General features: G+C 70.2%; 7 protein-coding genes. 2 read left to right on the top strand and 5 right to left on the bottom strand.

Annotation, left to right across the window (positions count from 1 at the left end; translation table 11 throughout):
- Positions 1–342 precede the first annotated feature (342 nt).
- Positions 343–801, top strand: coding sequence for a transglycosylase SLT domain-containing protein (locus ACFWI9_RS02470; protein WP_387158490.1), 459 nt, complete (start codon positions 343–345; stop codon positions 799–801).
- A 105-nt stretch (positions 802–906) separates the two neighbouring features.
- Positions 907–2,427, top strand: coding sequence for a glutamate synthase subunit beta (locus tag ACFWI9_RS02465; protein WP_387158488.1), 1,521 nt, complete (start codon positions 907–909; stop codon positions 2,425–2,427).
- A gap of 92 nt (positions 2,428–2,519) precedes the next feature.
- Here ACFWI9_RS02465 and ACFWI9_RS02460 read toward each other — a convergent pair whose 3' ends face one another.
- The 5 genes from ACFWI9_RS02460 to ACFWI9_RS02440 form a co-directional block, all read right to left on the bottom strand.
- Positions 2,520–4,265 (bottom strand): S8 family serine peptidase, encoded by a 1,746-nt coding sequence (locus ACFWI9_RS02460; protein WP_387158487.1) that lies wholly within the window; start codon positions 4,263–4,265, stop codon positions 2,520–2,522.
- 244 nt (positions 4,266–4,509) lie between these two features.
- Positions 4,510–6,168 (bottom strand): ricin-type beta-trefoil lectin domain protein, encoded by a 1,659-nt coding sequence (locus ACFWI9_RS02455; protein WP_387158485.1) that lies wholly within the window; start codon positions 6,166–6,168, stop codon positions 4,510–4,512.
- 247 nt (positions 6,169–6,415) lie between these two features.
- Complete coding sequence (locus tag ACFWI9_RS02450; RefSeq protein ID WP_387158484.1) at positions 6,416–8,932, bottom strand: SpoIIE family protein phosphatase; 2,517 nt, start codon at positions 8,930–8,932, stop codon at positions 6,416–6,418.
- A 94-nt stretch (positions 8,933–9,026) separates the two neighbouring features.
- Positions 9,027–10,250, bottom strand: coding sequence for a PP2C family protein-serine/threonine phosphatase (locus ACFWI9_RS02445; protein ID WP_387158482.1), 1,224 nt, complete (start codon positions 10,248–10,250; stop codon positions 9,027–9,029).
- Positions 10,251–10,448: 198 nt separating this feature from the next.
- Positions 10,449–12,062, bottom strand: a complete 1,614-nt coding sequence (locus ACFWI9_RS02440) for an FAD-binding oxidoreductase (RefSeq protein ID WP_387158561.1) — start codon at positions 12,060–12,062, stop codon at positions 10,449–10,451.
- Positions 12,063–12,130: the final 68 nt, after the last annotated feature.

Below are 12,130 nucleotides of genomic sequence, written 5' to 3'. Positions count from 1 at the left end.
TGTCTGCCTCGCTTTTACCCCCCCCCGACCGGTCGGCTTTTGAACTCAACGTCCCCCCCCGGCCTTTTACCTCACCCCACGGCCCCCGGGGCCCCCCCCTCACGGTGTCGCCCCGTGGGTTTTTCGCTGCTCACACCGCACCCCCTTGGTGGCTTTTGTCCGAAATGGGACGGGGACGGTTCACCCAATTCAGACTCTTGTGGCGGCAATCACAGAAACCGGCACTTGCCGTAGACCGTCCATATTCGGATCCTAGGAATTCCCCAGGCGGTTCTCATCTTTATTCCACGAACCGCAACAGACGGGACCTCCCTGAACGAATCACGCGAAAGGCCGAGCCATATGCGGCTGTCTCTTCTCCCCCAGAAGGCCACATCCAACGCCTTCCGCCGCCTCGCGGGTGGCACCGTCGGCGCCACCCTTCTGCTCGGCGCCAGCGCAGCCCTCCTCCCGACCCAGGCATCGGCAACCCCCGCCAGCCCCCAGCGGATTGACGTCTGGATCAAGCACGCACTGCTGGTCATGAAGGCAGAGGGAATTCCCGGGAGCCATGAGGGCATCCGCCGCAATCTCATACGCGAGTCGGGGGGCGACCCATTCGCCATCAACCTCTGGGACTCGAACGCCAGGGCCGGCATTCCCTCCAAAGGCCTCATGCAGGTAATTGATCCGACATTTCGGACATACCATGTAAATGGAACCTCATGGGACATATATGACCCAATCGCCAACATCACCGCCGCATGCAATTACGCGGCGAAGCGCTACGGGTCCATCGACAACGTCAACGGCGCGTACTGAGACCTGCCCCGCCTCCTCGGAATCCCGCCCGTGAAAGCGGAACAAACCGGGCGTACCCTGGTCACACCGCCGTAACGCACCGCGAGTGACTGACGGAGGCGGCGTATGACCGACCCCCACGGCTTCCTCAAGACCCCCCGCCGCCCCATCCCGGCGCGGCCGGTGGAGCAGCGTCTCGACGACTGGCGGGAGGTCTACGCGGGGCAGGCGCTTCTCCCACTGGTGTCCGAGCAGGCGGCACGCTGCATGGACTGCGGGATCCCGTTCTGCCACAGCGGCTGCCCCCTGGGGAACCTCATCCCCGAGTGGAACGCCTACGCCTCCCGGGGCGACTGGCGGGCCGCCGCGGAGCGGCTGCACGCCACCAACAACTTCCCCGAGTTCACCGGGCGGCTCTGTCCGGCACCCTGCGAGGACGCCTGTGTGCTGGCCATCAACATGGACCCGGTGACCATCAAGAACGTCGAGCAGACCATCGCCGACGAGGCATGGGAGCGCGGCTACACGCCACCGCAGCCTCCCGAGCGCCTCAGCGGGAAGTCGGTGGGGGTCATCGGCTCGGGACCGGCGGGACTGGCCGCCGCCCAGCAGCTCACCCGGATCGGCCACACCGTCGCCGTGTACGAACGTGCCGACCGGATCGGCGGGCTGCTTCGCTACGGCATTCCCGAGTTCAAGATGGAGAAGCGGTATCTGGACCGCCGCGTCGACCAGATGCGGGCGGAAGGCACCAAGTTCCGCACCTGTGTGGACGTCGGCGGTGACATCGACGCCAGGGAGCTGCGCAGGCGCCATGACTCACTGGTCGTAGCGGTGGGTGCCATGGAACGGCGGGAGCTGCCCGTGCCCGGGCGGGAACTCGGCGGCATCCACCAGGCCATGGACTATCTGACGTTCGCCAACCGCGTCCGGGAAGGCGACTACGCCACCACCCCGCTCAGCGCCGAGGGCAGGCACGTGGTGATCGTCGGAGGTGGCGACACCGCATCGGACTGCCTGGGCACCGCCCTGCGCCAGGGAGCCGCCTCGGTGGTGCAACTCGACATCAACGCAGAACCGGGCGAGGACCGCCCCGACCACCAGCCCTGGCCGGTCACCCATCCGAAGGTGTACCGGATCTCGCATGCCCACCAGGAGGCACGGGGACGCGAGGGCTCGGATCCCAGGCTCTTCGCCTCCGCCACGCTCAGCTTCGCCGAAGGCCCGCCCGGGCATGTCCGGGCGCTGTGTCTGGCGGAAGTGGAACCGGTACGCAGAAGTCCGCTGCCGGGCACCGAGCGGGAGATCCCGGCGGAGCTGGTCCTGATCGCGCTCGGCTTCTCCGGACCCGAACGGCACAGCGGGCTGCGGGAGCAGCTCGGGCTCGCCCTGGATGAACGCGGCAACTTCGCGCGGGACGAGGGCTTCGGGGCGCTGGCGGGAACCACTGCCGGGGCCGAGGACGGTGTGGGGAACGGAGCGGTGGACGGGGTGTTCGTCGCGGGCGACGCCGGGCGGGGGCAGTCGCTGGTGGTCTGGGCCATCGCCGAAGGCCGGGCCGTGGCAGCCGCGGCGGACCGCTATCTGACGGGGAGCACCGTGCTTCCGGCGCCCATCGGGCCCACCGATCAGCCAATGGTCGCCTGAGCGCGGCCGTCGGCCCGGACGTGCCGCTGCCGGGGTGCGGCGGTGGGCCGCGCCCCGGCAGCGATGGACCGGTTCCCGGAAGGGTCCTGGGTCTAGAAGGTCAGGTTCCAGGCGTCGATCTTCCCGGTGTCCTGGGACGCCACATCACGTACGCGCAGCTTCCAGGTGCCGGACGCGGTCTCCGACGAGGCGTCGACCGTGTAGGTCTTGGCGACGTTGTCGGTGCCGTCGTTGTTCGCGAAGTCCTCGAGCGTGTAGACGGTGCCGTCGGGGGCCACGAGCGAGAGCACGAGGTCGCCGCGGTAGGTGTGCTTGATGTCCACGCCCACCTTGAGGGCCGTCGGGGCGTTGCCGCTCACACCGGTGACGGTGATCGGCGATTCGACCGTGCTGTTATCGGCGATGGCGACGTCCGTGGTGCTCTCGACGTACTTGCCGGGCGGCGGCGTGGTGCCGACAGCCTTGAGAGCGTCGACCTGGCCCTCGCCGAAGAAGCCGTTCTTGGCGGTCGTGCCGGTGCACCTGCTGTCGGACGGGCAGGCGGTGTCGGTGGCCTGGGCGGCCAGCTTGCCGCGCAGGTCCGCCGGGGTGGCGGTGGGGTTGGTGCTCGCGAGCAGTGCGGCGACACCCGCTACGTGCGGGGATGCCATCGAAGTGCCGTTGAGGTTGCCGTACTTACCGCCCGGCAGCGTCGAGTAGACACCGGAGGAGCCGTCGCCGCCCGGAGCCGCGATGTCGATGATGTCGCGGCCGAAGTTGGAGTACGAGGCCTTGACGTTGCCCCTGCCCATGGCGGAGACGGTCACCACGCCCGGGAGCTCGGTGGGGATGTCGATGCAGGCGTTGGTGATGGTACGGGTCACCGGAGTGGAGTCGTTGGGACTCTCGGTGTCCGTCGTCTTGTTGGCGAGGTCGTAGTTGGAGTTGCCCGCCGCCGCGACCTGGAGTGAGCCCTTGCCTTCGGCGTACGCCTGGGCACGCCTGACGCCCTCGATGATCGCTGCCTGGTCCACGTTGTCCGGGCAGTTGAACTGCCACGGATCGGTGTAGTAGCTGTTGTTGGTGACCTTGAAGCCGTGGTCACCGGCCCACATGAAGCCGCAGACGGTGTTCTCGGCGAAGAACAGGTTGGTGTTCGGCTCCGCGATGCGGACGGAGGAGATCTTCACGCCCGGGGCTACGCCGATGACGCCCTTGCCGTTCTTGGCCGCCGCGATGGTCCCGGCGACATGCGTGCCGTGGTCGTCCACGTCGCGCCAGGCTCCGAACCGGGTGTCCGCCTTGCCGTAGGCGCAGGACACGGAGTCGGCCGCGTTGAAGTTGGGGGCGATGTCCTGGTGCAGGTCGTCGACGCCGGTGTCGAGCACTCCGACCTTGACGGCGGAGGATCCGGTGGTGACCGCCCACGCCTTGTCCGCCTGGATCTGGGTCATGTCCCAGCGGTTGGACTCGGTGAGGGTGGTGGTGGCCTGCGTGGGCGCGGCGGGCAGCGCGGGGTTGTAGGCGTCGGCCGGGACGTCGGAGGTGCGGGTGGCACCGACCTGCTGGACGCCGCTGACACCGCGCATGGTGGCGGCGAAGGAGCTGGACGTCGAGTGCGCCACGATCACACCGATGGCGTCGTAGGAGGCGAACACCGTGCCGCCGTTGCCGGTGACCGCGCTGCGTACGGCGGAGGTGTCACCAGGGGTGGTGATGACCAGGTAGGCCCTGGTGCCGGCCGCCCATGACGCGGTGGCGGCGGTGGTTGCGGTGGGGGCGGTGGGAGCCGCCTCGGCCGCGACCGCGACCGCGGGAGTCACGAACGCCGCTGCCGCCCCGAGGGCGGCGATGGCCACGACCGAGCGTCTGAGCCGGCGGGATATGGGGGTAGGCAAAGCATCCTCCGAAAGCCCGGTGGTGCGGTGACACCTACCGGGCCGAGATGTGGGAAGTGGTGGACGAAAGATGCCAGATCATGACCCCATATGGGAAGAGTTTGATCACACAAGCCGCTTTCACCCAAGGGCGGTTGGCCGCTCCCCATCCGCGCGATGGGTACTTGTTTGCACCTGATGTACAGTCAAATACCTTTGACCGTGCTCAAGTTCGCGCGCCAGTCCAGAACTGGTCGCGATCGGTGCGGTCGGGGTCGTCGGTTCGCTCGAAGCCGAGTTCGCTGCCAGGTTTGTCCGTCTCGGGTTCCAGGGCGAAGTCGGTTGCGATCCGCGGATGAATGACCCCCGAGGCATCGATGGTGAAGAGCAGGTTCACACCGTTCCCCCCGTGGACGGAATCACACGTCCAGATGCCGACCCCGCGGTCGGTGTCACCGCGCGAGTCCAGGCAGAACGCGGGATCCGCGGCGCTGCGCAGCAGACCGCTGGGCTCAAGGCTCCACTGCTGGGTGTTCGCTCCCGAGCACGGGGCTGTGACAACGTCGGTGCGATTGGCGAGCACGCCGTCCTCGATGTCCAGGCACAGCCCTGTCGCACCGTTGACGACCTGGGTACGACCACCGCCGGGGACGATCCGCGACGGTCCGGGCGTGACCGTCCTGGAGGGTGTGGGGGTCGTCGGCGCTGAAGACCTCGGTGGAGACGCCGACTTGGACGCGGTCGGCCGGGGTGAGGGCCGCTTGGAGGGTGTCACGGAGGGCGACGGGGTGGGCGGGAGGAGGGACGCACCGGCGGGGGGACCGGCTTGCCTGACAGGCGGTTCCACGGCACCGGTGTGGACCGCCGCGGTGTCATTGGAGGCCGTGGCGAGGAGCGTGCCGACCGTGATGACGCCGGCGACCGCCGCCGCGGCGGCGATGGCGGAGGAGCGGGACGATGTGCGTACCGCGCCGGCGAGCCGCGCCGGGCCACTCTCCTGGCGCACGCCGGCGAGCGGAGCGGCATCCCCCGGCTCGGCACCCCCGCCGTGTCCCGCGACGACGGCGTCGAACAGCCCGGGGGCCGGAACGTGTGTGATATAGGCGGCCCCGCCCCACCCGATGAGGCCCTCGGCGCACACCGTCCTGGGCGCGTCGGCCATCCTGGTGAGTGCGGCGACAAGCCCGGTGCAACTGGGGCACTGCTCCAGGTGGAGCGTCAGATCCCGGCTGTAGCGGCGGTCTCCGAGGCCGGTGGCGGCTTCGATGATACGGCGGAAACCCAGGCATTCCGGGGTACCGCCGCGCTCCAGATGTGCCTGGATCCACGCCCGGCGCATGGCGTCCTGGGCCCTTGGCCGCAGTTCGGGGACCATGTCCGCGGTGATGCCGAGGAAGCCTCCGACAATGGCGTCGGGCTCGTCGTCCACGACCGCGTACCACAGGACGCCGCGCAGCACCTCCGGCAGCCGGGCGAAGCCCACCCGCATGGCGGACGAGGCCTCGGCTCCGGCCTCGATCCAGCCGAGGAAGCCGGGTTCGAGGCGGTCGCGGAGGCTTCGAGCAGCCCAGTCGCGACCGGTTCGCCCCACCAGCGCCAGCAGGTGGTGGCGCCATGTCCCGCCCGGCTCGATGCCGCGTAGGGCTTCCTGGATCGCGAGGTCGAAGGCCCGTACGGCGAGTTGGTTGGCGGCCGTCTGGCTGCTCGCACACAGGCGCGTGTAGGCGAGCAGCGCGGGCAGGTGACGGCGCTTGAGCTCCAGCGCCGCCGGCTGCGCGGCCGGGGCACCGGCACGCACCCGTTCGGTGAGCTCGGCATCGGTGAGACCGGTGTGCGTCCGCGTCTCGTACGCGGCATCCGGACCCGCGCGGTGGAGCTCTGACACCCTGTGACTCCTCATTCACTACACACGGCGGACGGCTCCCAGGCGCCGGTCGGTCCGCCACCGGAGCGCCTCCGGTTTGTTGTCTGCGGGAACAAGAGCCCATGGTGGCGGCAGCGGTAGGCGCGTGGAAAGGTGTTTCCGAAGGTAAGTCATGGCGATCATCCGAAGTCGGGCCGCAATCTCACCGCGCCGTACCGGAATGGGTGTCAACTGAACATCAGGCAGACGGGCTCGCCGTGCCGTTCGATCACGGAAGGGCCTGTTCCGTCCAAATGGTCTTGCCGGCCGGCCCATAGCGGGTGCCCCAGCGCTGCACGAGCTGGGCGACGATGAACAGCCCGCGCCCGCCCTCGTCGTCAGCCGCACTGTGGCGCAGATGGGGGGAGGTATGGGCGGCGTCGGCGATCTCGCACACGAGCACACGGTCGTGGATCAGGCGCAGATGCAGCGGACCCGCCGCGTGCCGTACCGCGTTGGTGACCAGTTCGCTGACGATCAGCTCCGTGGAGAACACCAGCTCATCGATCCCCCAGGCCCGTAGCCGCTCCGCGGCCGACTCACGGGCCTGACCGACCGCCGCCGGCTCGGCGGGCAGATCCCAGGCAGCGACCCTGCTGTGGTCGAGCTCGCGGGTGCGCACCAGCAGCAGGGCAGAGTCGTCGCTGGTCGTACCGTCCGGCAGAAGTGCGGCCAGCACCCGGTCGCAGATGTCGTCCAGTGACCCGCTGCTGTCGGTGAGCGCGTGTTTCAGGGTGGCCAGCCCTTCGTCGACATCCCGGTCACGGGACTCCACAAGCCCGTCGGTGAACAGTGCCATCAGGCTGCCCACGGGCAGTTCGACGTCGTAGCAGTCGAACGGCAGTCCGCCCAGGCCCAGGGGCGGACCGACGGGCAGATCGAGGATGGTGACCTCACCGTCGGGGTGGACGACGGCCGGCGGCGGATGGCCCGCGCGGGCCATGGTGCAGTGCCGGGACGCCGGGTCGTAGACCACGTACAAGCAGGTGGCGCCGGTGGCCACGTCCTCGCTGTCGGTGAAGCCGATGGACCCCGTCGGCGTCGCGTCGACCTCGGCGGAGCCGGCGAATCGGGCGTGTGCCGTGGGCGCGGTGTCCTCGGTGCCCTCCAGGGCCGGGCCCGGTCGGTCCTCGGCGGCCTGGACCACCAGGTCGTCGAGCCGCGTGAGGAGTTCGTCGGGGGGCATGTCGAGCGGGGCGAGTGCCCGCACGGTGGTGCGCAGCCTGCCCATGGTGGCCGCGGCATGGACCCCGTGTCCCACCACATCGCCGACGACGAGCCCGACCCGGGTTCCGGAGAGCGGGATGACGTCGAACCAGTCACCGCCCACACCGGTCACATCGTCCGTCGGCAGGTAGCGGTAGGCGAGGTCCACCGCCGAGTTCTGCGGCAGATGGCGGGGCAGCAGCTGACGCTGGAGTGCGAGGGCGGCCGCGCGTTCACGGGTGAAACGGCGGGCGTTGTCGATGGACACCGCGGCCCTGCCGACCAGTTCGTCCGCCAGTGCCACCGCGTGCCTGTCGAAGAGGCCCGGCCCGGCGCCGCGGACGAAACTGACGATGCCCAGCGGGCTGCCGCCGATCCGCAGCGGCACCACCAGGGTGTCCTCGTCCAGCACCAGGCCCCCCGAGGCGAGGCTGCGGTGCTGCGGGGAGGCGCGGGCGTACGTCACCGGGCGTGCGGGCCCGACGTGCGGCACCACGGCGCTTTCGGTGCCCCCGATCCCGCCGCCGTCGCCGCCGTCGCCCGTCTCGACTCGGCGGCCCGCGGTGCGGATCAGCACCGAATCCGGGCCCAGCGATCCCGGCACTTCCCCTTCCAGTACTGCGGCGGCGACGTCGATGTCGACGCGGTCGGCGAACCGCGGGACCGCCACTTCCGCCAGTTCCTCCGTGGTGGCGACGACGTCGAGCGTCGTACCGACGCGGCGGCTCGCCTCCACGAGCAGATTCAGCTGCCGTTGGGCTTCGTAGCGTTCGGAGATGTCGAACGCGTCCTCGCAGACGCCGAACACATAACCGTCCGGGTCCTGGAGCCGGTAGTAGGAGCAGGACCACAGGTGCTCGACGCCGGGGTCACTGGGCTGCTCACCGCGGAAGTGCAGATCGAGAAGCGCCTCACCGGTCTTCAGCACATGGCCCAGGACGTCGTCGAGCAACTCCGGGTATCCCGGCGAGATGAATCTGCCCTCGGGATACAGATCGGAGCCCCGCATACCGCGGAACGCGGCGAACGGCAGGCCGATCTCGCCTTCGTACGCGGCATTGCACCAGGTCAGATGAAGGTCGGTGTCATGGATGGCGAGGCCGATGGGCGACTGGGTGGCCAAGCCGTGCAGCAGGGCGAGACGGGACTTCCACAACCTGAGCCGTTCGTGTTCCGCCACCACCAGGACCTTGCCCGCCCCGACCGCGCCGGTCAGCGGGCAGGCCGCGATGACGAGTACCAGTCGGTGGCCGTCCCGGTGGACCGCGACGCACACGTCCCCCTCGTCGAGCCATGGGGTCGGGGGTGGGGTGGGTCCGGCGGACGCCTCGGCGGCATGCGCGCCTGAGAACGCCGAAGCCTCTGAGGCGCGGGTCAGGAAGGTCTCCAGGGGCCGGCCCATGACCTCCTCGGGCCGGTAGCCGAGCAGTTCCTGCGCCGCAGGGCTCCAGCCGATGACGGTCTCCCGGCTGTCGAGCACCAGCGTGGCCGCCCTGGTGATGTCCAGGGGGCCACGGAAATCGCCGTTCTCGGCTGCCATCCGTACACTCACGGCGCCCCATCGGCCTGGTTTCATCATGTCCAGAATCCGCCCGCCGCCAGGCACCCGCAACAGCGTGAACCACTCCGCGGACTCACAGCCGCACCACGACGAGGGCGATGTCGTCGCCGGCCCCACCACTGACCCCGAGCCCCGCCAACACCGCATCGGCGAGGCGTTCGGCGCCGAGCCGGTGATGCCGGCCAAGGGCCCGCGTGAGCCTGGCGAGACCGGCGTCGATGTCCTCACCGCGTCGCTCGATGAGCCCGTCGGTGTAGAGGACGAGCGCGGCGTCGGTGCTGTAGGGGCAGCTCATCTGCGGCCGGGGCACATGGGCGGGGCGGGCACCCAGCGGGGGGTCGGTGGCCCGGTCCAGCAACTCGCAAGTTCCGTCACCGTGCAGCAGGACGGGGGGCGGATGCCCGGCGCTGCTGTACGTGATCAGGCGGCTACGGGTATCGATGACGGCCTGGGCGGCCGTCGCTGCCAGAGCGCCCTCCACGGATCGGGCGTACAGACCCAGCACCTCCAGGGCCTGGGCCGGGCCCGCGACGGCCCTGGTCGCCGCGCTCAGCGCGCTGCGGAGCATGCCCATGACGGTCGCGGCCTCAAGTCCGTGGCCCACGACATCGCCGACCGCGACGGCGAACCGTTCCTCGGTGAGGTCGGTGACGTCGTACCAGTCGCCGCAGACGTTGAGCGAGCCGACGGCGGGCAGATAGCGCACCGCGATGTCCTGGTGTTTGACCAGGTCGGGCGCGTGAAGCATGGCCTCTTGCAGGGTGAGGGCGACCTGGCGTTCCCGGGCGTGGGCGTCGCGGAGTTCCTCGTTGAGCCGCTGGAGCTCGCGTGCCCGCGCGTAGAGCTCGGCTTCCATCTCCTCCTCCCGCTCGCTCTGCTTGCCTCCGGTGTTGCGGGAGCGGATGAAGGCGGTGACGTCCTCGACCCGGTGGATGATCCAGGCGGTGGTGCCGTGGGTGTCCAGGACCGGTGTGTTGATCGTGGACCACCACCGTTCCTCGAACCGGCCCGGCTGGTCCACGAGGGGGATGTCGTATCGCTGGAGGGCCATCGAGTCCGGCGAGCGGGTGTCCACCACACGGTGCAGGGAGGATTGCAGATTGGCCACGCTGTCGACGTCCGGTGCGGCGGGGTTGGCGGGGAAGGCGTCGAAGACGTACTGCCCGATCAGGTCATCCCTGGTCCTGAAGGTGGCGAGCAGATAGGCGCGGTTGACGTCGACGATCACGAAGTCCGTGTCGAGAACCAGATACGGGCTGGGCGTGGCGGCGAAAAGCGCTGAGTAGTCGATAGTCATTCCATCACGCGCCTGTCCCCCCGGACGTACGGACGTGATCCCGTCTCTCTGATCAATCTACGAGGCTTTCCGCGCTCACGCTCGCAGCGACCGCCCCGGATGGGGCCGTCCCGACTCGGGCGCCGCGACCCGCGACCCGCGACCCGCGGCCCCGGCACTCGGGTGCCGGCACCGGACTGAGGGAGCCCGGGCGGACGGTCAGAAGGACTGCGGGTGCCGGAAGAGCCGCCCCGGGTCGTATGCCTTCTTCACACGGGCCAGCCGGTCGGCGTTCGCTCCGAAGTAGGCGCTACGCCAGTCCTTCAGCTTGGGGTCGGTGTAGTTCTGGTAGGCATGTCCGCTCGCCCAGGGCCGCATCGCCGCGTGTGTGCCGTCGAGCCACGCCTGATGGCGGGCGACCGTGGTCGCGGAGGCGCGGTCGGGCCAGGAGACGATGTACTGGGCGAGGAACAACGCGTCGCGGTGCACGAACGCCGTGTCCCCCGCTCTGACCCGCCCCACGGCGCCCCTGAGGGCATCCAGTGCGACGCTGCCCGCGCCGCCCCCGCTGAGGGCGGCGAGCCGCTCCACCCGGGCGATCAGCGCCCTGACGCCGTCGGCGGGGATGCGCCGGGTGTAGAAGTCCGAGCGCGCCGCGTACGATTCGCGCGCCACCCGGCCTTGCGGGTCTCGGCCCGGCAGGCTGCCCTGCTGGTGGGACTGGGCGATGGTGAGTCCCGAGACACCGCCCATGACCTTCATCGCGTCCATGAACGGGCGGGTGCGCACGGACACCGATGCCGCGGGGGCGCCGATGGCGTCGGCGAGCCGGTCGACGCGGTTCTCGAGGTCGCCGCGGCCGCCGAGGCTCAGCCCGCCCACCCGTACCGAGCCCGGGCGTCCGCCGACGGGTGCCGAGAGGTGCAGGTTCGCCCAGATCTCGTCGGGCGCCGTGGGTGCCCAGCGCTGCCATTCGCGTACCACGGCCTCGGCACGGGCCCATGGCCAGCTCAGGAAGAAGGTGGTGCAGGTGGGTGCCGCGTGGGTCCGCATCCTGAGCTCGGTGACCACGCCGAACTGGGCGTTGCCGCCGCCGCGCAGGGCCCAGAACAGATCGGGGTCACGGCGGGCGTCGACATCGCGGATCCTGCCGTCGGCGGTGACGATCCGGGCACCGGTGACACTGTCGCTGGTCAGGCCGTAGGCACGGCTGACCACACCGATACCGCCGCCGAGTGCGAGACCGGAGACGCCCACGGTCGGACAGGACCCTGCGGGGATCGTCCGTCCGTGCGCGGTCAACCCAGCGTAGACGTCGATGAGTTTGGCACCGGCGCCGACGGTCGCGGTGCCGCCGGAGAGCCGGATGGACGCCAGCTTCTGCACATCGACGATCAACCCTGGGCCGGACGACCAACCCGCGTACGAGTGGCCTCCGCTGCGCACCGCCACGGGCACCTGGTGCCGACGGGCGAACTCAAGGCAGCCGCGTATGTCCTCGGGGCGTGCGCAGTAGGCGATTCCGGCCGGCCGGATCCCGTCGAAGCGCGGGTTGAACAGGGTGCGGGCGGCATCGTAGTCACGGGCGCCCGGCCTGACGAGCGTGCCGTCGAGTTCGCGGGCGAGGGCCGCCCAGTCACCGGCGCGCGGGGGCCTGGGCGCGCGGGCCGCCGTCGTGACCGTCCCGGGAGAGGACGCTCCCGCCGCCCAGGTGCCCGCGGCAGCGACACCCACCCCGGCGGCGGCTCCCGCGCCCAGCAGCACACGGCGCGTGAGCCGCCCGCCCTCCGCTCCCCGCCGTGCCGCTTCCGTCCCGGTCTCCCGCCCCGGCATCGTGCCCATCGCCCCGTCCCTCGTCTTCGGTTGGCATCCGGTGGGGAGGATGACGGGAAGGGGCCGGA

The sequence above is a fragment of the Streptomyces sp. NPDC127084 genome (assembly GCF_042724175.1).
GTDB lineage: Bacteria > Actinomycetota > Actinomycetes > Streptomycetales > Streptomycetaceae > Streptomyces.
Note: the sequence above shows the minus strand (reverse complement) of the source record. Positions and strands in the feature narration are given on the sequence as shown.

Coding starts and splice junctions, on each gene's coding strand:
- ACFWI9_RS02465 (WP_387158488.1), top strand. CDS start 907: ATGACCGACCCCCACGGCTTCCTCAAGACCCCCCGCCGCCCCATCCCG.
- ACFWI9_RS02470 (WP_387158490.1), top strand. CDS start 343: ATGCGGCTGTCTCTTCTCCCCCAGAAGGCCACATCCAACGCCTTCCGC.
- ACFWI9_RS02445 (WP_387158482.1), bottom strand. CDS start 10,250: ATGACTATCGACTACTCAGCGCTTTTCGCCGCCACGCCCAGCCCGTAT.
- ACFWI9_RS02440 (WP_387158561.1), bottom strand. CDS start 12,062: ATGCCGGGGCGGGAGACCGGGACGGAAGCGGCACGGCGGGGAGCGGAG.
- ACFWI9_RS02450 (WP_387158484.1), bottom strand. CDS start 8,932: ATGGCAGCCGAGAACGGCGATTTCCGTGGCCCCCTGGACATCACCAGG.